General features: G+C 35.1%; 29 protein-coding genes. 11 read left to right on the top strand and 18 right to left on the bottom strand.

Annotated elements, in window-relative coordinates; all coding sequences use genetic code 11:
- Positions 1–75: 75 nt before the first annotated feature.
- From FTU01_RS13355 to FTU01_RS13345, 3 genes are read right to left on the bottom strand one after another with little or no spacing between them, the layout of a single operon-like run.
- The gene (locus FTU01_RS13355) at positions 76–2,106 is read right to left on the bottom strand and encodes a hypothetical protein (RefSeq protein ID WP_180139572.1); all 2,031 of its coding nucleotides are present in this window, start codon (positions 2,104–2,106) and stop codon (positions 76–78) included.
- Between the two features lie 2 nt (positions 2,107–2,108).
- Positions 2,109–2,666: a hypothetical protein gene (locus tag FTU01_RS13350; RefSeq protein ID WP_180139569.1), complete on the bottom strand. Its 558-nt coding sequence runs from the start codon at positions 2,664–2,666 to the stop codon at positions 2,109–2,111.
- A 30-nt stretch (positions 2,667–2,696) separates the two neighbouring features.
- Complete coding sequence (locus tag FTU01_RS13345; protein ID WP_180139565.1) at positions 2,697–3,161, bottom strand: GNAT family N-acetyltransferase; 465 nt, start codon at positions 3,159–3,161, stop codon at positions 2,697–2,699.
- 81 nt (positions 3,162–3,242) lie between these two features.
- Here FTU01_RS13345 and FTU01_RS13340 point away from each other — a divergent pair, with 81 nt between their 5' ends.
- Positions 3,243–3,605, top strand: coding sequence for a hypothetical protein (locus FTU01_RS13340; RefSeq protein WP_180139562.1), 363 nt, complete (start codon positions 3,243–3,245; stop codon positions 3,603–3,605).
- Here FTU01_RS13340 and FTU01_RS13335 read toward each other — a convergent pair.
- The 12 genes from FTU01_RS13335 to FTU01_RS13280 all read right to left on the bottom strand — a co-directional run bounded on the left by FTU01_RS13335 (position 3,592) and on the right by FTU01_RS13280 (position 13,096).
- Positions 3,592–5,712: a hypothetical protein gene (locus FTU01_RS13335; RefSeq protein WP_180139559.1), complete on the bottom strand. Its 2,121-nt coding sequence runs from the start codon at positions 5,710–5,712 to the stop codon at positions 3,592–3,594. The two genes, FTU01_RS13340 and FTU01_RS13335, sit on opposite strands and share 14 nt — an antisense overlap.
- Positions 5,712–6,269: a hypothetical protein gene (locus tag FTU01_RS13330; RefSeq protein WP_180139557.1), complete on the bottom strand. Its 558-nt coding sequence runs from the start codon at positions 6,267–6,269 to the stop codon at positions 5,712–5,714. Before FTU01_RS13330 ends, FTU01_RS13335 begins: the two co-directional genes overlap by 1 nt.
- A 99-nt stretch (positions 6,270–6,368) precedes the next feature.
- Entirely contained in the window at positions 6,369–7,241 is an 873-nt protein-coding gene (locus FTU01_RS13325; RefSeq protein WP_180139555.1) for a phage capsid protein, read from the bottom strand.
- A gap of 219 nt (positions 7,242–7,460) precedes the next feature.
- On the bottom strand, positions 7,461–8,183 hold the full coding sequence (locus FTU01_RS13320; protein ID WP_180139552.1) for a hypothetical protein: 723 nt from the start codon (positions 8,181–8,183) through the stop codon (positions 7,461–7,463).
- Between the two features lie 24 nt (positions 8,184–8,207).
- Positions 8,208–8,402 carry a hypothetical protein gene (locus tag FTU01_RS13315; protein WP_180139549.1) on the bottom strand — a complete coding sequence of 65 codons (195 nt, stop codon included), beginning with the start codon at positions 8,400–8,402 and terminating at the stop codon, positions 8,208–8,210.
- The gene (locus FTU01_RS13310; RefSeq protein WP_180139547.1) at positions 8,392–10,068 is read right to left on the bottom strand and encodes a portal protein; all 1,677 of its coding nucleotides are present in this window, start codon (positions 10,066–10,068) and stop codon (positions 8,392–8,394) included. Before FTU01_RS13310 ends, FTU01_RS13315 begins: the two co-directional genes overlap by 11 nt.
- Before the next feature lie 7 nt (positions 10,069–10,075).
- The gene (locus FTU01_RS13305) at positions 10,076–10,264 is read right to left on the bottom strand and encodes a hypothetical protein (RefSeq protein WP_180139545.1); all 189 of its coding nucleotides are present in this window, start codon (positions 10,262–10,264) and stop codon (positions 10,076–10,078) included.
- 676 nt (positions 10,265–10,940) lie between these two features.
- Positions 10,941–11,546: a hypothetical protein gene (locus FTU01_RS13300; RefSeq protein WP_180139543.1), complete on the bottom strand. Its 606-nt coding sequence runs from the start codon at positions 11,544–11,546 to the stop codon at positions 10,941–10,943.
- Positions 11,546–11,893, bottom strand: coding sequence for a hypothetical protein (locus FTU01_RS13295; RefSeq protein WP_114237937.1), 348 nt, complete (start codon positions 11,891–11,893; stop codon positions 11,546–11,548). Before FTU01_RS13295 ends, FTU01_RS13300 begins: the two co-directional genes overlap by 1 nt.
- Positions 11,890–12,237 carry a hypothetical protein gene (locus tag FTU01_RS13290; RefSeq protein ID WP_180139541.1) on the bottom strand — a complete coding sequence of 116 codons (348 nt, stop codon included), beginning with the start codon at positions 12,235–12,237 and terminating at the stop codon, positions 11,890–11,892. Before FTU01_RS13290 ends, FTU01_RS13295 begins: the two co-directional genes overlap by 4 nt.
- Positions 12,227–12,571, bottom strand: a complete 345-nt coding sequence (locus FTU01_RS13285) for a hypothetical protein (RefSeq protein ID WP_180139538.1) — start codon at positions 12,569–12,571, stop codon at positions 12,227–12,229. The genes FTU01_RS13290 and FTU01_RS13285 overlap by 11 nt, the downstream gene beginning before the upstream one ends.
- A gap of 150 nt (positions 12,572–12,721) precedes the next feature.
- Positions 12,722–13,096, bottom strand: coding sequence for a hypothetical protein (locus FTU01_RS13280; protein ID WP_180139535.1), 375 nt, complete (start codon positions 13,094–13,096; stop codon positions 12,722–12,724).
- A gap of 1,325 nt (positions 13,097–14,421) precedes the next feature.
- Between FTU01_RS13280 and FTU01_RS13275 the strand changes: the two genes are divergently transcribed.
- From FTU01_RS13275 to FTU01_RS13265, 3 genes are all read left to right on the top strand, one after another.
- A complete protein-coding gene (locus FTU01_RS13275; RefSeq protein WP_180139532.1) occupies positions 14,422–16,314 on the top strand; it encodes a DEAD/DEAH box helicase family protein in 1,893 nt (630 codons plus the stop codon).
- Between the two features lie 258 nt (positions 16,315–16,572).
- Positions 16,573–17,355 (top strand): phage antirepressor KilAC domain-containing protein, encoded by a 783-nt coding sequence (locus tag FTU01_RS13270; protein ID WP_180139529.1) that lies wholly within the window; start codon positions 16,573–16,575, stop codon positions 17,353–17,355.
- 63 nt (positions 17,356–17,418) lie between these two features.
- A complete protein-coding gene (locus FTU01_RS13265) occupies positions 17,419–17,733 on the top strand; it encodes a hypothetical protein (protein ID WP_180139526.1) in 315 nt (104 codons plus the stop codon).
- A gap of 191 nt (positions 17,734–17,924) precedes the next feature.
- Here FTU01_RS13265 and FTU01_RS13260 read toward each other — a convergent pair whose 3' ends face one another.
- The gene (locus FTU01_RS13260) at positions 17,925–18,665 is read right to left on the bottom strand and encodes a hypothetical protein (protein ID WP_180139523.1); all 741 of its coding nucleotides are present in this window, start codon (positions 18,663–18,665) and stop codon (positions 17,925–17,927) included.
- A 126-nt stretch (positions 18,666–18,791) separates the two neighbouring features.
- On the opposite strand from FTU01_RS13260, the gene FTU01_RS13255 reads away from it, so the two are divergent.
- Together FTU01_RS13255 and FTU01_RS13250 are read left to right on the top strand one after the other, a co-directional pair.
- Complete coding sequence (locus FTU01_RS13255) at positions 18,792–19,409, top strand: ParA family protein (RefSeq protein WP_180139520.1); 618 nt, start codon at positions 18,792–18,794, stop codon at positions 19,407–19,409.
- On the top strand, positions 19,409–19,978 hold the full coding sequence (locus FTU01_RS13250) for a hypothetical protein (protein WP_180139517.1): 570 nt from the start codon (positions 19,409–19,411) through the stop codon (positions 19,976–19,978). Before FTU01_RS13255 ends, FTU01_RS13250 begins: the two co-directional genes overlap by 1 nt.
- 11 nt (positions 19,979–19,989) lie before the next feature.
- Here the strand turns inward: FTU01_RS13250 and FTU01_RS13245 are convergent, their stop codons facing one another.
- Positions 19,990–21,279 (bottom strand): hypothetical protein, encoded by a 1,290-nt coding sequence (locus tag FTU01_RS13245; protein ID WP_180139514.1) that lies wholly within the window; start codon positions 21,277–21,279, stop codon positions 19,990–19,992.
- A gap of 157 nt (positions 21,280–21,436) precedes the next feature.
- Between FTU01_RS13245 and FTU01_RS13240 the strand changes: the two genes are divergently transcribed.
- The 5 genes from FTU01_RS13240 to FTU01_RS13220 all read left to right on the top strand — a co-directional run bounded on the left by FTU01_RS13240 (position 21,437) and on the right by FTU01_RS13220 (position 24,520).
- The gene (locus FTU01_RS13240; RefSeq protein WP_180139511.1) at positions 21,437–22,144 is read left to right on the top strand and encodes a helix-turn-helix transcriptional regulator; all 708 of its coding nucleotides are present in this window, start codon (positions 21,437–21,439) and stop codon (positions 22,142–22,144) included.
- 828 nt (positions 22,145–22,972) lie between these two features.
- On the top strand, positions 22,973–23,482 hold the full coding sequence (locus FTU01_RS13235; RefSeq protein WP_180139508.1) for an antirestriction protein ArdA: 510 nt from the start codon (positions 22,973–22,975) through the stop codon (positions 23,480–23,482).
- Between the two features lie 14 nt (positions 23,483–23,496).
- Positions 23,497–23,730 (top strand): hypothetical protein, encoded by a 234-nt coding sequence (locus tag FTU01_RS13230; RefSeq protein ID WP_004641738.1) that lies wholly within the window; start codon positions 23,497–23,499, stop codon positions 23,728–23,730.
- Between the two features lie 185 nt (positions 23,731–23,915).
- The gene (locus tag FTU01_RS13225) at positions 23,916–24,233 is read left to right on the top strand and encodes a hypothetical protein (protein ID WP_180139506.1); all 318 of its coding nucleotides are present in this window, start codon (positions 23,916–23,918) and stop codon (positions 24,231–24,233) included.
- A 38-nt stretch (positions 24,234–24,271) separates the two neighbouring features.
- Positions 24,272–24,520 carry a helix-turn-helix transcriptional regulator gene (locus tag FTU01_RS13220; protein ID WP_180139503.1) on the top strand — a complete coding sequence of 83 codons (249 nt, stop codon included), beginning with the start codon at positions 24,272–24,274 and terminating at the stop codon, positions 24,518–24,520.
- 449 nt (positions 24,521–24,969) lie between these two features.
- Here the strand turns inward: FTU01_RS13220 and FTU01_RS13215 are convergent, their stop codons facing one another.
- Positions 24,970–25,992, bottom strand: coding sequence for an acyltransferase (locus tag FTU01_RS13215; RefSeq protein ID WP_180139500.1), 1,023 nt, complete (start codon positions 25,990–25,992; stop codon positions 24,970–24,972).
- Positions 25,993–26,035 lie beyond the last annotated feature (43 nt).

Raw genomic sequence — 26,035 nt, 5'->3', positions numbered from 1 at the left:
TGTTAGTTTCGTTTCATCGAAGGCTATGTCTTGTTCTGTAAATTCACCGCTTAATAAGCCCATGTGTTTTCCTTGTTATTTTATTATTTTCATCATGTAAGGTTTTGCTGTCTTCGGATTCTTCATTAACTTGCCATCTGGTCTTATAAATACAAACCAACCATTAGCATTCGGTAACGGCTTAACTACGTGTGTCTTTAAGATGTTTTCGTCAGGAGGAAGGAAGCCTGTTTCTTTACGATACTCAGTTCTAAAATGGTTTTGGATATGATCTTCAAAACTGTTTTGAGTAAAGCCATAAGGCATAAAGATGTGATTGGTATTCTTACCTAGCTTCTGTTTATACGTTCCACCTGTAGCAATATCAAAAGCTTGTTTAGCCATTTGCTTGTTGATTAATGGATTACCTTTTTCATCGTATTTAATAAAGCTCTCACCACGTTTAGCGAGTCCTAGATATATGGAATAAGCTAAGTTTTGATAAGCTCGATGTTCAGTTGTACCTATAGCTGCTGCATTACCAAATTCAGGTTGTATTGAATTGTGAAACTCTTTCTCTGCGCCAAGTACAGAAGCTTGTCCAGCATTTAGAATCTGTTTACCTTCTAAAGCGACTTCTGCTGCTCTAATATTTGTACCTGTTAATCTGACATCTTTTTCATTCAGTTTTGCGATACCAACATAATCAAAAGCATTCTTTTCACCACCGATAAGGCTGAAATATTCCTTTTGTGCTTCTTTATTACTTCCTGCCATTTTAGTTAGATCAGTCAACATAGCCTTCTGCTTACTAGGCGTTGCATCATGGTAACAATCTAAGAATGCTGTACGTTCTGACTTGTTCCATTGGATCAATGAGCCGACACCACCATTCGCTTTTTTCTGTTCAGCAAGTAATTGGGTTGTTATCTGAGCTTTCTTAAAATCAATTTGACCAGTACCAATCTGCTCAGGAGTAACTGTATAAAGCTTATGTCCAGTTTGAGACTGTACTGAAGCTACAGGATCATCATTAGCACGTTGTTTAGAAGTAGCTGCAATATCTTTGAATACATTTAATTTCTTTTGAAGAGCTGTAGCGTCTTCTTGAGGACTGTTTTCTAGTTCAGAAGTCAGTCTTGCTATACTACGTTCCTGTTCAATCGGTGAAGCATTTCTGAAGGCTTGAGCATCTTTATTCAATGCAACGGCTTCTCTTACTTCAGTTTCATATTTAGTACCCTTAACTGCTTCTAGTGTTTCATTAACTAGGCTTGTAGATAATGGATAGCCTGTATAAGCATCTGCTACAAAATCTTTTGTAAGTTGAGCATGTTCTTTATCCAGCTCTTTAGCTTTGATTGCTTGCCCTTTCTGAATACGGTCTATAGCAGACTCGATATTAGATTTATAAGCATCCCTAGTCTCTACCTTCATGTGTGGGAAGACTGTATCTACATTCTTATTCAATTCCTGTAGAGCTTCTATGTCTTCGGCAGTTTCTAAACTACTTAGTACCCCTTTACCATCTGACAGGTCTCTACGTTCATTCCATTTCTGAATTGACTCTGTACGCTGTTCAGGAGTTAAAACAGGGTTACGGTTGACTGTATCTTGATATAGAGCGAATGCTTGTTCCCTATTCTCAATTTTAAGAGTAGCTTCTCCTACTTGTTCAAAGTCTGCATTAATGGACCTACGTTCTGTCTCATAAGCTAGTGGCTTGATGAAGGCTTGAGAATCGTTATACATCTTCTCTGAATAGTAGTTAAATCGTTCTTTCTGCTTCTCTGGGATACGTCCTACATAGTTTTGAGCTAGTTCATCTGTACGCTGTCTTAAATAGCTTTTAGCTGTAGCTTCATCTAATTCACCTGTTACTAATTTTTGTTTAGTCTCAGAAATATAGTCTTGATACTCAGCCCCATACTTAGAAGCTTCTATGTTGAATTGGTATTGATCCTTTTCGTCTTGGATCTTCTGTTCCTTAACAGCGTATTGTTGTGCTACCTGTGAAACATTGCCGACTGCTTGAGCGACTTGTCCTGCACCTGTATCTAATACTCTTCCTACTTGTGCTTGTGGCATCACATTGCCAAAGTTACCTAATGGGATACGAACTGCCATAATTAAGCCCACCCTGAAGCATTCTGTTTGATTCTGCTTGTATCCATAGTTAATGAATTAGATTGGATGTTCGATACAGGTTGAGTTGTTGTTGATGCTCTACTCATTTGTGAAGCTTGTCCTGCTCCTGATAAAAGAGTTGATCCTGTATTTAAGATACCGCTTACTGTAGCGTTACGAGCTTGAGCCTTATGAGCTGAAGCATCTGTTTTAAATTGTGCTGATTGATTCTTAGCATTAAAGAAACTTGTCCAAGCATCTTTAGATGAGTTCAAACTAATATCGTCTTCAATCACATCTACTACTGTATTCTCTGCATTCAGATCTAGTCCGTTACTTGCCATCTGAGCCTGAGCTGCTGATGCCTGTTTCTTTCCTAGTTCACGGATACGGTTCGCTTCTACCCTTCCTGCACTTTCTGCATTCTTAGCATTTTGTTCTGCTTGTTTGGATTGTGCTTTAGCTTGGTTACGTGCGCTAACTGCTGCATAAGCTGTGCCTGCTGCTGCTAAAGCTGTACTAACCCACATAGCGATTGCTGCTGCTCCTGCTGCTGCCATACTTACCTCATTATTATTTTTATTATGTGTTTATAGCTTCATTTCAAGAAATGAGCCTGTATGTTCAAAGCCAAACTTCTTGTAGAAGCTTATTGTTCTTTCTGTGTTGATCTTGGTTGCAGTACCACATTGAATAACTGTAGCTCCTGCTTCTTTAGCCCATTCAATAAAGGCTTTAACAAGTAAATAAGCTACTTTACTGCCTCTATTATTAGAGCTAACAAATATACAGTAGTCAAAAGCCATCAAGCTTGTAGCACTAAACCATTCTCTTGTTAAGCCACCTACAAAGCCACCTAATATCGTTCCTGCTTCATCCTTAACAACTAATACGCATCCTTGAGATGGATAGCAGATTAGAGCTTGTAAATGTGTTTTAACTATATCTAGGTCCATTGGACGTTGTGAGTATGTAGGGGATTCATTCCAAAAGTCTGAAGCTAGCTGTAATAAATTTGGAATATCAGATATTTTTGCTTTTTCTATGTAGTACACTTTATTCTTCTTATATATTTGTAAATATAACTATTTTTGTGAAATATCATGCTTAGAAAAATAACTTTATTGTTCCTTGCTATGACTTCTATTTCTGCTAATGCGGATTTCCGTTCTAAGTGGCAACCTATACCTGGTCCTAATATTGATGTAGCAGCTTATAATCAAGCTATGACTCAAAATTACCAACAAATGAGCCAAAGTCTTAGTGATGTTGCTAATGCTTATAGTCAGTACGCTTCACAAAAACAACAAAGAAAACAGCTTCAAGCTTATCACGATGCTGTTCATGCGGCCTTCGTTCATCAAATAACTCAAGAAGGCGGTATTATTGAACGTAGTGGTGACAACATATCTGTAAGCCACCCTGACGGTTCTAAACTCTTCTGTTATCAAAGGATCTCAAGAGAAACTTGTCAAATCCTCGATCTTAACGGTCATTAATATTCTGTTCTATTACAACGGCTGTTATATGAAGTGGTAAAGGTTCAGTTTGTTCTATGATGAGCTTGAAGTTATCAAAATCGTTCCATCCATTCATCTCTACACGCTTAGAGCCTGTAAATGGCTTAGGAGCATCAAATACATTCTCATTGAACTGTTTAAGCTCTACTAACTCTCCATTGACTGTAGGATTAAGAGACTCATACAAATACAAGTTAATATGATTGATCTTGATAATGCTTGGACTTGATGTTGCAGGACTGCCCTGTAATTCAGGAGCAAATAAACTAACTCTTGATGTGAACTTGCGACCTATATAGATCTGATTGACTGATGGATCACAATTGATTGTTAATCTATTCCCTTCTCTTTTTAGTATTGGAAGGATGTATGTTGAGTTGTTGTCTTTGTAATAAGCAGCTACATCATTTCCTAAAATACCAATCTGACTATGCTCTACAATACATGGCTTGTTATGTTGTACGTTGACTTTGATTACTGAGTCTAATAGTAGATCTTCTTTCATCTGTTCAATTTGTACTGTGCCATTTCGATTGACTAGAAAATAAAGTCTGTCAGCTCCAGTAGTAGAAGGTAAGGACGTTACGCTTAATACTGTTCCACCGATATCATGTGTAGACCATGCTATAACTGATTGCTCTCTATTTAATGTCAGACTTGCTAACTTACCATTGCCTAATACAAACCAAATAATTGAGTCTGGTTCAGCACAGTAGACCATTTCTTTAAATCCACCACTCTTTTTAGCGATATGGCTTGCTAATACTGTCAGCTCATTAGAAGTTAATGAGTCGATAGAATAGTCATAAAGCAAGGTACGGATTCTTTCTGCTCCACGCTGTACGAAGATAAGTTCTGAGCCTACTTTAATTGGCTTGATGTTTTCTGTTGAGCCAAAGCTTGTATGTTCTAGGATTGATGTATTAGTAGGAGTCATAGAGTTTTGAGAACTGATTACTAATTCAGACCCCCCTGTCATTACACATATACCTCTTGATTGAGCAAGATGTAATACATTGGTTAACTGATCTGAACTTGCTGATACAGTAAAACTATCTCCATCTGCTGTAGTAGGAAGGAAGTTTGTTACATCTCCTACACGGCTTAACCATACATAGTTTGGATATGTTTTAGTTCCTGCTATAACAAGTCGTTGCTGATACATGGTAACTGCTCTTGGATAACCTAGATTGACTTCAAAGATGTCTTGTTTAAGAGTCCAAGCATTAGCAATTGCTTCTATGTCAGTTGTTAGTTTTAAAAGGACTTCACCTTTTACTGTGTCAGATTTTACGTACTCATCTATACGGACAATTCCTTCATTAATGAATACAAATTTATCTACATCTGCTGCTGTGAATGCTTGAGCATCTGTTACGGCTGTTGTTGACCAATTACTATCTGGACTTGGATCAGGACCACTTGATCCTAATGTTGGTGTATTGCCTTGTGTTATGCGCAAAGCTCTAAAATAGTATTTAGTACCACTAATTGTATGATGGCAGATCTCCCCTGCTTGATAGCGTTTTGTATTGTCATACGCTGCAAATGGTGAAGCTGTTAGTGTTGCTATTTTCCCTGCATTCTTTTCATTAGACTTCAATGGTAAAGCAGGAGTCTCTACTTCTTCTAATGGCGGTACATAAAAATCAAATGGATCATAGGACCAATTGGTTAGATCTTCTGAAGCTCTCAGCCATGCTAGAGGATGTTTACTGTGTGCTATGTAGAACTGATACCTATTCTGTGTATAGCTGATCTCTTTAATGTCTTGAGCTGTATAAGGAGTTGATAAGCTTTTAACTACAGCACCGTTTATATTAAGTACGTCTATCTGATTAGGCTTGAAAACAAGTAAGTAGGCTGTTGAGTGACTGATAATGAAAGGCAGTATTCTAATTGCTCCTGCTGTTGTAGCTAGAGCTTCTGTTCCACCTCTACGCTTTAATCCACCTTCTATGATTGGAAGGAAATTAAGCATCTCTTTTGTGCCGTTTCTATACTGTTGAAGATCCGTTCTCATCCAAATATGAGGACTTAACTCTCCTGAAGTGAAGTTGTTTTTAATTAAGTTGATCTTAGCCATTAGCGACCTCTGATCAGTGTATAGTCTGTTTCTTTAAAGAATTGTTGTGATGGTATTTCTTGTGCTTGAGTTGCCTTAGCTTGTTTTAATAGCTCTTGGCATTGCATGTAATAGCTGTCTGATGTTCCTTGTGAGCCTGTTGTAGCTTTTGTAATTTTATAAGCTAGATACAAGACTAGGCATTCAATAAATAGGCTGTCATAACTTTCTTCGTTCTTATTATCGAATACATATACAAGGTTAAGTTGATCTGAATTGCTAAGTAGTCTGTCTGTCTCTACTACATAGTCTTCTGTATTGGCTGTGATGATTCTGATTAAGTCATCTGGTAATTGGAATTGATATGCGTATCCAAATTCAGGTTGAGTTGATATTGGATTCAGTTTAATGCGCTTAGTTGCACATTGGAAAGGATGAAGTCTTAACAATGCTTTACGTGAACTATCATAGACTGTTCTCATACGTCTAGCTGTAATTGTATTCTCTTCAAAGCTTGTAATTGAGTCTGCACCAATCATAAGTAATGACTGATTTGCTATGTCTGTTTTAGTAGTCATTGAGCTTCCTTGTTATTGTTATTATTAGGTATTGAAAGCCCCCTACCCTGTTACAAATAAGGAGCTTTAGTTATTTAATTAGCTGTGTTAATACTGCTATTAAACTTTGTATTTGAACGCTACTACACGTTTCTCATCGGTACGAACTGCACCTAAAGCTTCAATGTGACCAATCGAGTTGTAACGGTTAGCTGTTTCAACTTCTACGATCTTCAATGGAGAGATAGAGTTGATACCTACTTCTACTGCTGAACGTGTATAAGCAACGCCTGTAGCTGATAAGCCATCTGCTGCTTTAACGAACTCTGCATGTACCCAATTAAAACCTAAGAAATTAGATACTTCACCTTTCTGTAACATTTGACCTGCTAAGAAATCAGAAGAGGTAAGTGTAGGATCTGCCAAGATAGAATTAAGTAGGCTAGAGTCGTAAGTAATGTAGATGTCTTCATCACATTCGTTTTCCATAAACTTAGTACGGATGTCGATTAGTAATTGCTTAGTTGGAGCTGCTGCTGCATCACCTAAGATTTGAGTGTCTGGAAGAGCTACGTTTGTATAAGTGTCAGCACCTACTACTTTACGAGCTGCATTGCCGATAAGAGCGTTATATACAACTGAGTCTACTTTACGATTCCATTTAGCATGAAGACGTTGTAATAGTTGGTCTTGTGGTTGAGCCTTGAGCTTGTAAAGATCTTGAATAGCTAAACGTGTGAAGTTAGGAAAATCATTCATTGTTGCTAAACGAGAAGCGAATGAAGCATCTGTATAAGCAGTCTCACCAAAGCGAGTTAATGTACTGAACTCATCACCTAGAGTACCCATTTCGTTTACGCTGAAGCTATTGCCCGTTACTGCACCAATATTCGTTACTGTGCTTAATAGTTTGCTTTCTTTTTGTTCCATCAAAGAGATGTATGTATCTGCATATTGTTTTACAAATACTGAATCAATAGTGTTATATGACATTGTTATTTAGTCCTTATTTTTATTTTATTTGCATTGTTAATAGAGCTATTATTTGTATTGTTTTGAATGCTCTATATGTTTGTTGTTGTAGTTGTAGAGCCTGTTGTTGTTTCAGTTATCCATATCGGGCTGATAAGAGTTGATACAGTTCCCATGCTCTACATAAGGACTCTGTATGGCTTGAAGCTTTATCTGAACGCCACTTCAGGAGCTATTTGTTTAACGTCTTAGGCTGTTGTAATACGAATCAATCTGAGCTTTGACAGACTTGTGATCTGGATGCTTAGAATCGAAAAATGCTTCACTACGCATTAAAGAATTAACGTCTACGTTTACAGGTGTACCGTTATTGATTGGCTTGTCTTCATTGATCTGTGAACCGAAATATGCAGCCATCTTAATAAAGGCTACGTTGTTTCCAATTAAAGGATCGTTGATCTGTTCGTCTGTAATACCACATGCTCTAGCTGCTTTAACTGCATTAAAGATATTGGCTTCATACTTATCACCCCATTCTGTTTGAAGTGTTTGTACTGTTGTATCTGTGTCAATTTGAGAGTTATTAGATACTAGATCTACTGCACGTTTATCGTATTCACTTAATAGGAAGTCGAGCTGTTTATTTGTAATCCCATGCTTATGAGCTTCTTCTAAAAATGCTTTGTTAGATTCATCTGCTTTAAAGTCTTCAAAGCTAAAATCTTCACGTTCAATTGAATATTCATCTACAGATTTAGGAGCGACTTCTCCTGTACCAACTTTCTTTTCCAGATATGAATACGATTCATTCATCTTCGCTACAGTGGCTTTATAGTCTACAGATCCATCTTCTGCTGTTACTTTAAACTTGTCAGGGATAGCTGTTTCATTACTGCTATTATTTGCTGTACTAAGTGCTGTATCTTGTTCAATTGCTTGTGGTTGTTCTAAGTTGTCTGTCATTGCTTATTCTCTTTTTTATTCTTATTACTTAGGTTGTTCTGCTTCTTTAATACGAGCCAAGATGAAGTTGATAACGTCCTGTTGACCTAGATTAAATGCAGTCTGTGTTGCTGAGTCTTTATCGAATGCTAGTTGTGTATGGAAGATAGAAATAAGATCATCTAATACTTCTATACCTTCGTTACTGGTAAAGACTCTCTGATATTTATTACTGTTCAAACATTGCTCCTAACTGATCAGGTGTCATGTTCTTTGCTTGTTCCTTAGCTACTTCTAAGCCTGTCTGACCAACTTGTGACATGAGAGCTTGTTGCTGTTGTTGCTCTTGCATAGCTTGTTGTTGTTCCTGTTTAGCTTGTCTGAGTTCTGCTATCTCTTCATCCGTTCTAATCGCTTCCACAGGTACTGATAGAGCGTCTGCCATAACTTGTACCATTGCATCTAGGTTTAGGTTATCCATTACTGTCTGATCAATCTGTGCCATCTGAGATACGTTGAGCATTAGGTTTTGAATAGCTGTTACCCATTCGAGCTTCTGTGATGCAGCCATAGGGTTAATGAAGTTGAAAGATATTCTTGCAGCTTGCATAAGTTCTTCTGGTGCTGGTGGAAGAACATCTGATCTCATTGCTAATCCCCATGTACGTTCTAGTAATACTTGTAAGTATTCTGATTGCATACGAGAGAAGATTGAGCCGAGTTGATTACGATATACCTGTACTCTTGCTTGGATCTCTGTAGCTGTTAACGGTGAACTGCCTTGTGGCGTTAATTGGTCACTCATTAATGTACGTTTAATCTTCGCTTGGAAGTGTTGAAGGAAGTCTAGTCCTAGTCCTACTGAAGCTGATCCTGTATCGAGTCGTTTAATACTGTCTACTGTGTTAGCTGCAATGATTGCATTAGGTCGAATACGAAGTGTATGAGGATTAATATTTCCATCGTTTTGAGCAATCCATAAACCACCCAAATTAAGTTCTGCTGTCTGTAGAGAGAGCTTCATAATCTGATTGGCTGTCTTAGCATCACTGATCACCATACTACCCATACCTAAACCATAGTGGCTGTCAGGTATCTTCTTGAATCTACTTACCACACAAGGGAACTCTTCAAAGCCTGATTCTTTTAGGATGTGTTTTGATTGAGATTCAATTGTGTATGAAGCGAAAGGCATTGATGTTGAAACACGTTTACCTTCTTCACCTTTAACAAACTTACTGTCTCTAGGGAAGATTGCTTGAACAAGTGTGAACTTCTGATCAGGTTTCTTTTCTAATGCTGTTTTAACTTTTTCTGATACGTTGTCTATTCCAAACTCAGATACAATCTGTTCTGCTGATAACTCAAACTCTCTATAAATTGTGTCGATCAACCCATTTGCTTGTGTTGAGCTGATATAGCAGTTGCCAATAGACCAGGTATTAAATGTAAAACCGCCTTTGTCTCTATTCGTATCTGCATACAATACTGCCCATCCTGCGACTACTAAGTCGGTAAGAAAGTCTGTAACTTCTGAATCAAAGTTAGATGCATGGATATTTCTAAATAGGAATTGATCTACTTGGCTTAACCATTGTTCGCCTTGTGTGAGCTGAGAAGGTGTATCTACACCGCTTGGAACTGATTTAAACCAAATACTGACAGGGCTTGTAGTACCACTAACAATAGAGCTAACAAGTAGTTGAATACTTTCTACTGCTGTTGTGTCGAAGAGGTCTGTACGAGCCTGTTTACGTTCTTGTTCTAAAGCTAATGCTGCTACATCTGTAAAGCTTTGCTGACGTTCAGGAGCGCAATATTTATAACATTCCTTCCAATGAGCTTCGTGTTTAATTCGATCTGATTTCAATTGACTTAGGCGTTTGAGTATTTGTTGTGCCTTCATCTCGTTATTAAGTACCTGTATTCGTTTTAGGCGCAGATGAAAGGACTGTCTCTGTCAAACTGCCTAATGCTGTGCTTTGTTTGTTTTTACGTCTTACTGCTGAGTTCTCATTTGCTTCTTTCTGTGCAAGCTCTTTGGCTTTACGTTCGATCTCTTCAGGTGACTCTTGCTGTACGACTTTAGGTTTACTAGCCATAGCTGTATTAATACCTCTATTAATTTTTATTGTTCTGTTGTTGGGCGTTTATGCAGGCTTCTTGTCCTTCGGATCAAGCCAAACGATGAAGCTGTTTGTCTTGAGCAAAGCCAAGATCCTGAACGCTTGTCTAGGTGCGTCTTACCGTTCTCTTTGTTCTAAAAGATATGTGGCATCCAATGTTGCAAAATGCGTGTGCGTGTACGTGCGTACATAGGTATATAGAAGGGATGTTGATCTGTTCTGTCTTATCTAATTCTTTATCTAGCACTTGGATCTATGCAGTCTTTTCTTTAGTTCTTGTTATTGTTGTACTGTAGTCTTTGTATTTATAAGTATTAGATAGTCTCTTTTTTAAAAAGTTATATGTCTGTTTTAAATATAGATCTTGTTTATTGTTATCATATTAATAGCTGTATTTATAGAGCTATTAAAGAAAGCTCAGGATAGAAAGAGATAAACTAAACTGAGCTAAAAGGGGATCGAACAGCCTACCTAGATAAGCTATTAGTTAAGGATGAAATAAAGGATATATAAATGACTGACCTAGTTGGTTATTACGCTTACTTAGCCTAAGTCGTTCTAAATAAGTAATGTGAAATATATCACATTTTTACAACTTTGTCAAGGTTTATGTACTACATATAGTATATAATACTCATCAAAAGTACTATATTTAGTATTTTAATTTAATGCCAGACTTATCTATTACTTTATAGACATATCCATATATTGTAGAATAATCAGGCACTATAGTTAAAGTATAATAAATAGGCTTCGCTGATTCTCTAATGTCACCAGTTAATGGTTCTAGGTCTGATTCACGGAACATATAAATATTTATTTTAAAGGTGTTGTAATCTACTTGTTCTAAACTTTGAAGATTACCTAAATTGAAAAAAGGTTCATCTGCTACATGATTTAAGACATTATGCTCTTGAATAATATATCTATTTGCATATTCATTATATGCCACTTCAGTTAAATAATAAGAATAATTTTTCCCAGAAGCACCGATGCTACAAGCCTCATATCCCCCCCAAAGCACATAATAGTTATTAATACCTTGGTAAACTCTCGATGTATCTGTAAATGTAACTGTATAGTTTTCGGGATTAGGATCGCCAAAATTATTATATTTAGATTTTTCAAACGTGGTATCGCATGCGGTTGATAATGCATAATCCTTGACTGGCTGTAATGCTTGTTCTTTTTGAGTCGGTCTTTCTGCAGAAACATTTGAGCAGATAATAAGAGCAAGTAGGGCAATTCTTAGTTTCATTATAATGGACACATATCTTTATAAGTTGAAGATTTGCTAATAAAAAAATCATTTAATTCCTCTAAAGCAGTAATACTTTGACTTGCAAGACTTAATGACTCATCAAATTGTAAATTTTCTGCACTGAGTATCAAAATCCTTTCATAAATTCTGTATCTGTGACATTGTTTTTCTATAATCTGATCGTCTGTCAAGCTCCCTTCTTCAAGTTCCTTATCTCTTAAATTCAACATAAAAACTAAGTTATCAATGCGTTTGTCATATTCTGTATATGAAACTTTAAATGCATAACTTGGAGAGCTAAATAATGTAAGAGTAAAGATTGCAAGCAAAAATCTGATTTTCATTGTATAAGTTGTTGTAAAGCTTCTGATAACTCAGTATAGCATTCAGTTGTTGAGCCGTTGAATGAGATTTTAGGCTTATAGTGGTAGTCCTGCATTTCTGTTTTGAACTTCACTTCCAGGTCATAGACTGCTTCTGCTGTATCAGGAAGTTCGAGAAGGATCTCCCATTCGTATGGCATAGCTTTCACAGTACCGTATCGAGTTAAAATGTTATTAACTGTAATACCAAGCTTATAGAAGGTTTCTTCCTTATCCCAACATTTGATTAAGTAGAAGATTGGTTGACCGCCATTTTGAACAGCTTGATCTAGGAAGGATTGTCGTTTACATCCCTTAATCTTCATTCTGTTTAACTGCCTTTTTAGTACGAGGTTTCTTAGCTGTACTAATAGCTCTATTTGAGGTTTTAGCTTTAATGGAAGGTTTGTCTGTACCAATTAGTTTTGATTGTTCTTGAACGATCTGATTAGCATCCAGTGCATTGCTAATACCTATCTCATGGGTAGTAATAGAAAACAGTTCAGGATGTTTGAAATAGGATTCAAATAAGGAAATAGGAATAGTTGGTCCATTTAGAATAAGTTTTAGTTTGGTTGTATCTGTAAATTCAGGAATGATGTCTGAATATGTGACAAGTACGAGCTTGTCAGCTTGATAGATTTTATATACTGAATACATAGTTTCTCTTTATTAGAAGTTTTTATTATTATTTTTGATGTCGCTTTCATATAAATATTAGTTATAGAAAACAGATACATATATAACATATTTTTATATAGATGTCAATCTCTATAACTTTTAAGAATATGAATACCTATACTACATAGGCTATTTATCATAGTTATCAATGGCTTTTTGAAATGAATGGCTACATGCTAAATAGTGACGTTCTTCAAAATCAGCAATAGCTTTCTTTTTCATAGTTTGATCAGGATATACAGGTATCGTATAGGCATCTTGAACAATAAAGAAAATCTGTTTTTCTTCTTTTTCTCTTGCTTCTTGATCAGTCATTTTAGCTGTAACTGACATAAGCTTTGCTGTAGTTTCAGAAGCTTTCATACCTAACTGTCTGTATGTTTGAGCTGTGTAAGATACAATTTCAGCTTTCTTACAATGAGCTTGAGCTAATTCATATACTGATTCTGAATAGGCTGAAGTACCAGTACAAGCTAACAGTAAAGCTAAAACTATCTTTTTCATATTAAACAGTTATATGTAAAGTTGTAGCTTCATTCTATTTGAAATGGTATTAGAAATAAACAATACACAAAACAAGACCAGGATCAGACAGTTCAAGATATGAGAGATACGGATTTATCTGTAGATCGAAATAGATTGATTACTGTCTGTTAATGAAAGCTGATATACGACTGATAAGGAGTATAGAAGTTTGAGTGTTACAGATACTAAATCTGACAGAAACGAATACCACTACATCCGTAGGATCAGATCTGAATACCAATTCTATTTTTAATTTAATAATTAATATTATTTTTAAAAGAAAGAGAATGCTTTTTCTATACTCATTCTGATTGGTATTGAAAGAAAACAGGTTAGTAGCAGTCAGTTCGATGTTTGATATGGATACGTGCCTGTAAGGTACGGATACAGATTAAAGATTGAATACTGACTGTTAAAGGTTATTGTTCATCGACTGTAAGGAGATGAAGAAGAAGCTTGTTACATCATTCAATAACAACTATTTTTCTTTATATAGTGAAGAAATAGTAAATAGATCGACAGATCTGTTTGCTGTTTCTAGTATCTAGTTCAGTAGAATGGAATGAAGTCTGAAGCTCCTTAGAGCTTTAGATTGAATGGTAGATATATAATATTTTTAGTAACTTTTCTTTTAAGATAATAGTTTATAAATAGTTGATTATTAATTAATTTTTATTTAATCAAGATAAACTCTAGTCTAGCTACTATTTCTCAACCTACTTACTTTCTAATCTCACGACACTTTTATACACTCATATATGAATATATAATGGGCTGTGTGAAAAAAAGTGTAAACATTTTACCTTAACTCACTGATTTCTTTAGGAGCTATAGGGATTTTTTGCATTTTAAAAAAAGTGTAAAAAGTGAAAACAGATTCTAGCTCGAAACTTTACGAAGTATAGCAAGTGAAACGAAGCTATGCTGAAGTAAATGTTTGAGCAAACAAACGACTGAACCAAACTAGCTATAGTAATGAAAGTTACAGAGTGCGTTAGCGATCCAATACGGTAAAAGCCGTTCAAGACAGATGTCAGCTTCTGAGACAAATATGTACTTCTTTTTGTCTGAAACCTATCTGGTATCGGATAGAAGAGGGGGCAGGATTCATCCTTACACTTTTTTGTATCCCTAATATATCAATCAATTACTTACTATTTATAAGGTGGGGGTTTGTGTGAGATAAAGTGTTGACATTCGTTTCATAGTTTGATACTATACACAACATAGGGAGAAAGGACTCTTCTACTCCTGAACAAATATAAATGACACGAAAAAACAAGACCTAACCAGGTATCCTTTTAATGAACTTACAAGATTTAATTATTAATCCAACAGCTACAATCTCTCAAAATAAAGAAGAAAATTCAATCACTATCTTTGCAGGTCATAGTAAAGAAAAGCTCTCAAATATTATCAAAGACTTTCCTGATAACTGCTATGTAAATAAGCAAATTACAGGCTGTGGCGGTACAACCCTAGTCCTAAGAAATGCTGTGAACTATGTTGTATTAGTACCGTATATCAACCTTTTAAAGTCAAAGATTGCAGATAACCAAAGCATCGTAGATCTAATTGGCGTATATGGTGATACTGAGTCAGAAGAAATTACAGCCTACTTAGAAAGTGGTGCTGAACCTAAAAAAATTGTTTGTACTTATGACTCACTTCCAAAGCTATTGAGAACAAAAGGCTTCAATCCTAAAGACTTCAAACTATTGGTCGATGAAGCACATACCCTAGTTAATCTAGGATCATTCAAAGCTGCTACATGCGAATTTGTACTTCAAAACTATAACAAGTTTGGCTCTCATGTATTCTTAACTGCTACACCTACAAAACGTGAATACTTCCCAGAAGCATTGTTAGATATGCCTTTATGTACTATTGAATGGTCTGAAGTACGTGCTGTTAAGTTCAACCTTCAAAACATTGAGCAGGGCGTAGGTTTAAACAATGCACTGTTTGGACTTTGCTATGATTACCTAATGGGAAAGATCGAAGGTAATGCACATATCTTCTATAACAGCGTTACTGAGATTGCTTCTGTCATCAACAAGCTTAAAGGTCTGGTAGATACAGAAACAGGTAAAAACTTGTTCAACCCTGATGATATTCGTGTTGTATGCTCTAAATCAGGAGCAAATCAAAGAACCTTTAATAGCAAACTTGGTACTAAATGGGCTTCGATTGCTGACATTACAGACCCAGTAAGAAAGATCAATATTTATACATCTACAGCATTTGAAGGTGCAGACGTTTTAGATGAAGAAGGTCAAACCTACATCATCATTAATGGTACTAGAGATGCAACTAAGGTTGACTTCCACGTATTAGTACCTCAGATCGTTGGACGTATCCGTAATACCAAATACAACGAACATATCAATCTATTGGTAGGTAACTTACCTGAAGCTGCAAGCTGTACTAAAGATGAGTGGATGTCTACAGTTGTTAAGCGTATCCAAAACAGTAGAGATGTATTGCACGATATTAAAGAAAGCAAAATGTCTGAAGCAAGTAAAGCTCAACTTATCAAAGCTGCTGAAGATGATAAGTACACATTCCGAAATGAACAAGGAGAGCTGTATGTATCTGACGTTGCACTGAAAGCAGAATTGCAAGCCTATGAAGCATTACAAGCAACGTATGTAGTTCGAGTTGTAGAAGGTGCAGAAGTAAGTGATGAAGGTTATTCAGCATCATTCAAATCTTTATTAACTGATGAATCTAAACACGTACCATTTGCTCATAAGCCTACAGGCGTAGCTAAGTTCTTAACTGGTCATAGCCAATGTTTCTATGAAACGATGAAAGAATACTGTGAAGCTAGAGACGAAGAGAACGCTAAAGTTTATAAGCTTGTTGACGCTAAAGACGACTATTACAGAACAGCATACGACTTGCTGAAGCATGACACGATCAGAAAGCTTGAGTACCGTAAGCCTGCAATTGAACGTGCTATGAAGATCCACGATGCTAAGAAAGAGAATGCTACTGAAATTCCAACTCTCTTAAATCTCAAAAAGGATCAGGTTTATTTGAGATCTGATATTAAAACTATGATTCAGGAAATATACGACAGACTTGGTATTCCAGATAAAGCCAAAGCTACTGATATTTCTAAATGGTACGATGTTAAAGATACGAGAGCAAATTCTAAGCCTGCATTTAAAGTATTAGGATTAGTGAAATAACAGATTCTTATTTTATCCCGTAATATCAGGCTATTTTAAGGATTGCTTAACATATATTATCAGCTATTGCAAACTATATTTTAATTTTGTATAATACTCATTATCAAGAAAACAATAAAAAACAAAAGTGGGGGATAGTCAGCCCATATTAAAAAACCTATCTGACTATAAACAATACACAAACTCAACATATTAAGTCTGCATCCAATCAGGATTATTAGCCGACTCTAAACTAATATATTTAAAAGGACACAAACAATGTCAAACTTATCATTACATACTACAAATGCCACACCATTTAATAGCTCTATTATTACTGCTAATGAAATAACAATAAAAATGACAAGTCAGGAAATTGCAGACTTAGTTCAACTCAGACATGACAATGTTAAGCGTACTATCGAAACTCTCATAAATTCAGGTGTAATTGTCCAACCTCAAATTGAGGATGAACAATCTCTCGATGCAATGGGGCGTACTCGAAACTCTAAGGTTTATGTATTTGAAGGCGATCAAGGTGAACGTGATACCACAATTATTGTTGCTCAACTCTCACCATTATTCTTAGGTCAATTAGTTGACCAATGGAGATTCTTAAAACAACAAGTCCTAGAGATGAACAAGCCGTCTTACATGATTGAAGATCGTTTAGCTAGAGCTAGAAAGTGGATTGAAGAAGAAACTGCTAAACAGGAAGTTGAAGCTAAGTTACTGGAAGCTGCTAAAGCAATTGAAGTGATGAAGCCAACTGTAGATGCCTATGACCTAATAGCTGGAAAGAAAGGATCTATGTGCTTTCAAGATGCTTACAAATACTTAGGCGGTATCAAGCTTAAAGACATGAAGCAATGGATGTATGACAAGAAGTGGATTAATAAGGACCGCTTCAAACGTGACTCAATTGGCTATTACCAAAACATGAGTGGGTACTTAGTTGAAAAGGTTACAACTCACCAACCACAAATTCGAATCACATATAAAGGTTTAGCTGCAATGGCTAGACAAATGAAGATTGAGCTTAACGCTGAAGACTTCAACTAAGACACAAATTTAAAAAAGGCGAGGGAGCTTCACAGTTCCCTTTAAGATTAACCAGGACTAGGAATGAAAAAATTATCAAAAAAAGAGTACAACAACATCGTAAAAGCAAAGATCTTACAAACTGGACTTTATAACGGCAGATCCGTTGAAGAAGCAGATATTGATGACGAGCTATACGAACACCTTGTAGACATCAAATCAGACTATAAGAAAGGTGTATTAACAGCCTTCAATGCTGATGCTGAAATAGCATACAACTTCCTCAAATATGAAAACGAATATGCAGATGACCTAGATATTGATTATGGTATTGATGACTTGTACGGATCATTTGACGACAACATGAAAGATATTAAAACTCACTTCGGGAGCTACTAATATGGAAGCCGTATTAATCACTTATTTATTCTCAATGTTTCTAGTATCACTACACTTAATTGACGTTAAGCTTGACGATAAACATTCTATTTCACTATTACAATTAATTGCCCTTAGATCTATTGGAGCTAAAGGCATTTATTACAAAGACTGATTTTCCTTTAACCCCTGTTTCCTAATTTGGACAGGGGTCATTTAATAAGTTTGTTATCTATAAGGTAGATATAAAATTCGTTGTGGTTATCTTTAAATTTTTCTAATATTTGCCAGTAAGTATAATCTTGCTTTTTTCCTAACAATGTCAGAGCTTCTTTTTTCATTAGAAAATTTTTTAATTCAAATCTGTTCTTTATTGTTATTTCTTCTTCCGTATCTTCTACTTCACCGTAAATATTTCTTTTAAATTCAACTTTAATATTATTAATTCCTTCAAAAATGGCATAAGTATTTTTTGCTAAGTTGTCATAATCATTAGCATATTGAATTATTTTTTCATCTTTGGATAGTATTTTATACTCGCCTAGAATGGTTATAAGATGATTATAGCTTTCTTTAAATTCATTAAGGTCTGTTTTGTCTACTTTAAAAGGAATACCAGTTCCAAAATTGTTTTCATATAAAATAAAATCATTTGATTTATTTACATATTTAAAAACTTTTCTATTATACTTTCTAAGTTCATCAAATATTTCCTTTAAATACTCTTTTTCTATATTTGTATTGTGTTGGTCTTTCCAATCAGTAAGCAAATAGTAAGCTGCTATAGGTGCAAATAATGTAACCCCACCAGTGAAAACATTCGCTATTAAAGCTCCATCTATTTCTTTTGTTCCAGGTATATTAACTATAATGAAAATAAAAATTATACAGCCTACAAAAATGGCAACTAAAGCTCCTGCTAAATCTTGAACTAATTCTTTTTTATCCGACATACAACCCCCAATCTAATGCAATACATCATACCTTAACCTGTTACAAATTAGTTGCTTAATTAACTGGATAGTATCTATTTTTATTAATATAATAGCTCTATTGAGAAAGCTAAAGAGCATTAAGAAATGTCAATAATTACAATTGCAAATCAGAAAGGTGGAGTAGGTAAGACAACGCTTGCAACCAACCTAGCTGTCGTATTAAGCAACAAGGGATCTGTAGTCCTAGTAGATGCTGATGATCAACAATCTGCTGTTAAATGGAATGACCGTAGATCTGAAAATAAGATTGACACAGAGCATCATACAGGCGATTTAAAGAAGGTTTTATTAAGCCTTAAAAAGAAATACGATTATGTTGTACTGGACGTTGCTGGGCGTGACAGCATCGAGTATAGATCTGCTTTACAAGTTGCAGATAAATTGATTGTACCGACTCAACCAAGTCAATCAGACTTTGACTGTATCCCATTCGTCTTCCAGATGTATAACACCTACCTTGAAGAAAATCCAAAGCTCAAGCCGTATCTGGTAATTAATAAAGCTCCTGCTAATACCAAGTCTACAGAAGTAGCGGATGCTGTAGCAGTTTTGCAAGACGTACCAGATTTTAAGATTTTAAACACTATTATTCGTGACCGTAAGCAATGGCGTGATGCTTCTGCAAATGGCTTGTCTGTAGCTGAAATGGGAAGCTCTAAAGCGAAGGATGAATTGAACTCATTTATTTTGGAGATCTTGTAATGGCTTTAAATTTAGGCAACCTGAAAAAAGGTGAAAAATTACCTGAAACCCCAAAAACGGAAGATCAAACTAAAGACTCCAAAAAGCCTGTAAAAACTATTGCTGAATATTCACGAAACCTACTTCACAAAAACATCTATAAAAAAAATGAGATTGATCCTGTATTAAGGGATCGTATGAATGTTGGTAAACGTGTGACTGTTCCTGTCTTTTATGAGGAAGAGCAGTTATTCAAAGCTGCTGCTAAAGCATCTGTAGATGAGCATGGACGAGCATATTCACTGAATGACTTCATCCGTGTGGCTCTAGTCAAAGCAGCTTATGATGTACTTGGCAAAGATAAAGCAGACGAGATCCTAGATAATCAATTAAATCTGATTGCGACTGAACCAACTACTGAGGAAGAACGCCAGATTGAGCGTGATAAACGTACTAAAGCTAAAGATACTGCACTTCGTTCAGATGCACATGAGTACCCTAGAGATATTACTAAAAAGCGCAAAAGAAAAAGCCCTCAAGACTTAGAAGCAAGAGGGCGTAAATCAAACACTAAGCCTGTTATTGGTTAAACCTATTCAGGTTAAGCAGCTAGATCCATTTCAGGTTTAGGTTGAAGTTTTGTTAGGTACGTTTGAATTGCTTGATCATCGTACTTAACAACTTCAGTAAATTTTGCTTTTAAAGTTGCAAGCTCATACCCACCTTTATTGTCTTTCATTGGAATACCAAGATCAAAGAAGCCTTGACTGACTTCATAATCAGTTAGACCAAACCCTTTAACCAAACTGCCTACAAGCTTCGTTGTAATGTGCTGTTCAGCGTTAAAGCGAGTCATAAGATCTTCGTATTCAGGTACAACCACAGACAAGGCACAAGCTAACTTTTCTTTAATCTCAAGTCCTTGTGTTCCGACTTGCTCATTCATTAAAGCAACCATGTCAGCAAAAACAGCTTTATCCCACAAAGCAGCAAGAAGCAGAATACCAGACCATGCCTTAAATGTTTCAGCCTTTACTTTAGGCGCAATGGCTTTACGCTGTGCATTCAGATCCGATACAAGCTGTTCAATACGTGTGTTGTTCTTTTCAACCCATTCTTGTTGCCCTAAACGTACACGTAAGATAGCTGTAGAAGCAGTCGTGTAAGTATTAACGATCTGTTCAGTGCTAAAGACATTTTCAAGTTTACCAATATTCAAATCGTCATTATGAACATACTTCATGGCTTGAGTATGGACCACAAACTGACAACCTTTTTTCACTTGGTCATAGTTCACTACAGCACTATCACGTTTGGCTGTTGTCGGTACTGAACAGATTGTTAGGTACTTGCTTAAAAGTTGTTTTTCTTTAATTTCTTTATTCAGCACAGAGTCAGCTAAGAAATGGTTAAAGCTTAATAAGCCAAGCGTATTAGCAACGTGTTTAGCGAATCCATTGTCACCTACACGTACATCCAGGATAAAAGGACCTGTCCATTTAACCAAGCATGTAGCCTTAGCAGCAAGAGCAAGGAAGTGTTTGTAACGATCATCTGTAATAGAAAGCAGATCATCTAAAACAGCTAATGATTGAATCATCTGTTCAGCAATAGAATCATCTTGTTCAACCGTATCAATAAACGCTACAGGAGCTTCAGGCTCATCGTTAGCAGCATCTTTTACAAGTAGCTGAGTGTTTGTATCAGTTACTTCTACAGTGGCTACAGTAGGCTCTACAGGAGCTTCAGGAGCATGTTCTTCAACATCTACATTTAAGCTGTTTGCAGCTTCATAGGCTTCAATTTGTTGTTGCATTTCAGCAGTACGAGCTTCTACAGGAATAGTTGTAAGTGCGTTGTAAGTTGCTTCGTTGATAAGTTGAGTTGTCATGTTCAGTTCCTTCATTTCAGTTTGTCGTTGTGACTTCATGTGATGCACTATATACAAACTTTTTTATAAATGGAAGGAATTTCTTACCAATATTTAAAAGTTTTTTTATGTCGGTATGTTTTTGTGATACAATGGTTGCATATAAAGAGGACTATCTATGACAACTCAAGACCAAGATACTTTTGTATTTGAAACATCTTTAAGTGCAATCTCAGGCTACCTACTCTCAAAGATTAGGGATCAAATGGGTGTGAACCAAAGAGAGATTGCTAAAATTTTTGATATGACCCATGTAACGTATGGAAGTATGGAAAGAGGTGAGACAGCAATTAACACTGACTTTATATATATGTTATGTACGATGGTCGGTATTAAGTTTTCAGATTATTTTAGTTTGATTGATGAGATTATATTGGAGTTGCAAGAAAAGGATTCTTTTATGCTTTCAGATAATATCAGGATCAATATTATTCCAAGTTCTGAAGTATTAAAAATAGTATCTGAACCTGAATATAAAGAAGTAGAATTTAGTAAAGATAAAAAACATAATCTTATTACAGGAGAATCATTTAATTTCTTCCTGAGCCAAGATATTAAAGCCAAAGTTGCAGGATTAAGTAAAATACGTTTAACCAAAGAACAAATTAAAGAAATGGTTAATTTAAAAAGTGATGATATTGATATTGATCAGTCGAATGTTGGCACTATGCAGCTAGGTGCAGTATCTTTTGGTACAACTAATGGAATTACTGCGGCATCTCTTACAAGTGCTGCCATGCTATCAGGTCCGATTGGTTGGGCAGGTCTAGCAGGTTTTGGTTTATACAAAGCTTACAAGAAAGTTAAGGAGGATAAGAAAAAGTAAATCTAATATTTGGATAGTAATTGTGTTTTTAATCGTATAGTTCGATATTTAACATAATGGATATTATACGAAATGCTTTTTAACTAAACATTGTAATTCAATAACTTATAAGATAGCTGAAGTTCAATATTTCAGCTATTTTTTTGTTCCACGAAATTAGAGCTGTTTTTAGCCTGTTTTGGTAGTTTTTGCCAATCTCTTATAACTAAAATTGTACTTATATCTGATCTTATATCTTATTTATAAATATATGGGCGTTCCCTTTCAGGTCGGGCTAGTTGCCCTTCGGGTCGATACATTCGTATCGAGCAAAGCCAACATCCCTAACGCAAAAGCAAAAGCATAGGTCTATGTTGGATATAAGTCTTCCTTCAACTTATCTACGACAACCAACATCATTGAACTTTATTTTAAGCGTGTTCAATGTCAACCCCACAAGGAGGTATGACATTGCCCCCTAGCTTAAAATTTTTTAAGTTCAATGGTTGTCGCAGCGATAAAGTTTGATGAAGGTAGGATCACATACCTTCTACATATTCCTTGAATAAGGATGTCGCTTCGCTCCGCTAAAAAGCGTTTGTTTAATGGATTGCCACAGCTCCAAGAATGATGAAAGTTAGAAGCAAAAACAAGCTTATCTTTTATAAAATATAGTTGTAATAATAGAGCTATTAATAATTATAAATCATATAAAAAACATTAGCTTATAGTTGTTAATAGTACAAAGTACTTGTATAATAAAAGCATAAGGTAAGAGATAGAAACCTTAAAGGACAAAGTGTCCTAACCGCATCGTCTAGCGTAGTTAAATAGACCAGGATTTATAAAATGAACGCATTTGATTTCTCTAATAAAGCTTCTGATTCTTCTAAAAACTTTCGTCTTGAAGCTTTCAGCTTTACTTATGACTTCGGTCTCAATATTTTCTTTGATGATATCTCAGACCTTCGTGACATCATTGGCGATACAGAAATCGAGTTTTGGCAAGTTGAAGGCTTGCGAGAAGACACGTACATGGACGTAGACAACTTCAAAGATCTTGAATTAGCTATTGAGCTAATCATGGAAGGACACTTCCAAGAAGACTTGGACCAATTCAGTCTGATTGTAAAAGAAGGTTATGCTCCTAATTTAGAAGCAGCTCAAGAATGGCATGAAGAAAATCATTTCTGTGAAGAGATGAACGACTACGACTTCGGTCACTACCTAATGACAGAGGTTAGCTGCATTGAGATCCCTGAAGCTCTTCAAGGTTATATTGATTTTGAACAGTACGGAAAAGATGCAAAGATCAATGACTTTGTGACTATTGGCTCAAACATCTATAACAACCACTAAGGGGAGTTATAGATATGATTACTGTTCAAACCCTTAGAAGCTTGACACCTTGTTCTGTAGAAGTATTAAAAACTGTTAAAAATGGTAAAACTTACTACTACTTAAAAACAGAAGCAGATAGCAAATTTAGCCGTATTTCTAAAACTGTTTATCAAAGTTTAGATTTATTTTCTCAAAGCTCTAATAGCTTCTATACAGAAGTTAAAGGAGATGTATGCAAACAATTTAAGTCTATGACTTTAATATAGGAGTTATAGACATGAATATTATTTCTTTATCTCTATGCACATCTAAACTGCCTACAGTCAGCTTGTGTAAATTTTGCAGATCCGTTGTTAGTTTGAAATTCCAATATTTCGCAGGCTGTTTTAACTGTGCAAAAGTCTCTAGCAAAAATCAGGCTATAACTTTTATTGTTATGGGAGTGTAAGACATGAATGCACAAGTTTTTAAGTCTGAAGCTCTTAGCCGTTTAGCTGTTCGCCTTCCTGCTGCTGTTCCTGTAATGGCAAAGGTTGATATAGATAAAATTGTTCAAGTTGTAAAAGTTGAGTCAGGTGAAGTTTATATAATTTCACAAGATACAAAGGGCAAGCATGAAAACCCTTTTCATGTTTGGATGATGCACAAATCAGGTTTTATTCTGAGATCTGCAAACGGTGTACTAGGTTATAAATCTGCTTTTATGGCTGAAATACATCTAAATAGGACCATAAGATTAAAGGGACAACGTACCTTAAAAGTCAATTAAATGCTAATATCAAGCTCCTGAAATATGGAGCTTTTTCTATGAGTTTTGAAAATATGTATAGCCTATCTAAAGAACTATTATTAGAAGTTCCTGATCCTGATTTTATTAAAGATTTGCGTTTATCTCTTAATCTATCCGCTAGAGAATGCTCAAAAATAGCAGGATTAAATGACGCTACTATCTGGAACAAATACGAGAACGGCACACGTTCACCTAATAAGCAAACATGGACTTTTTTCTGTTTAGCTATTGGAAAACATCCACTATTTAAGCTTGAAAAAATGTAGTACTTGGTACTATACCCCTCAAAAAAAATCGCCCGCTTCTTTGCTCTTATAGTGCTTAGTCATATCCCTATTTTTATCTGATTTAGGTGTATGGTCCTGTTCCGTCATGTGAAGTCGCAAAGAAGCGGAAACGGCTACTTTCTGCATGTGATTTGATATTTACGGCTGTTATATTAATGCTCATATATGAGATTAAGATGCTAAAACACAATGAAGCATTAGATTTAATGAGGAAGTTAATTCATTTTACAGTTAGAGATTCTAAACCAAAAGTAGGTTATATCCAGACTGTGTTGATGGATATGCAAGGAAAAAATAAATTAAAATAAAGAATGTATATTATAATCCTCTATGCCTATACTTTAAAAAAGATTCCACTTTTAGATCCTTTTATTTTTATGGGATTACTGTTCAAGGCTGTTTATTAAAAAATAAACAGCCTTTATTTTTTAACAATTATTATTTATTAATTTAGGTTTTTGAGTTTTTCTTCTTTTGTGTAAATAATTTGCAATTGGTTTTTCTAAGAAATAATATGTCATTAATCCAAATATAATGGATGCAACTAAAAGTATGGATAAAAATATAAAAGAATTATTTATACCAAGTTTGTGACATACTATAGCAACAGGTTTTAAAACAAAAATATGTGTTATATATAGCGAGTAAGAACTATTTCCTAACATTTCTATGAATTTTATGAAGTACCCACTCTTATTTTTAAATACACTCTCAAGACCAACTGCCCCTAAGAATATAAATAACATTGGAATCCCATATAAAATAAACCTTTTTGAATCATCTGTGTAGTTTAATTCCCCTATTATTAATGAAATTATCCCTACTGTAAGTAATAGATACCCTAATTTTTTATTCAAAATATTAGATTTTACTATGTAGAATGCGATAATACCAAAGGCAAACTCAATTAGTAAACTATCAAATAAGAAACTACTCCATACCGTATTTTTATCTACAAATAACCCTATAGTCGGTATAGATAGGATTGCTATTACTAGTTGCCAATATTTTTTACTATTAAAAAATAATAACAATGAAAATATAAAATAAAAATAAAATTCGTATCGTAATGTCCAACCTGTAAGGACTAAATATTCACCATTTGTAGGTAGTAAAAAAAATGAAGAAAAAACATCTGTAAACTGTGCTGTTACGTTAACATGCTGCGGTAATATTGTGTATATCGCTAAGGCAATTAAAGTAAATATCCAATATAAAGGTAATATTCTTTCAAATCTTAAGATTATGAATTTTGAGAAGTTTATATTTTTATTATATGTGGTATAACACATAATAAATCCTGAAATTATAAAAAATAAATCTACACCTGAATTACCAATGTGCAACCAATCAATTACACCTGCATCGTATTGCTTGTTCTTAGATGATATGTGAAGTAAAACAACTAATAAAGCTGCTATACCTCTCAAAAATTGGATAGAACTAATCATATTTAAACCTAGTGAAATAGTATAATTTAATGTATATCGACAT

The sequence above is a fragment of the Acinetobacter sp. YH12043 genome, assembly GCF_013419915.1.
GTDB lineage: Bacteria > Pseudomonadota > Gammaproteobacteria > Pseudomonadales > Moraxellaceae > Acinetobacter.
Note: the sequence above shows the minus strand (reverse complement) of the source record. Positions and strands in the feature narration are given on the sequence as shown.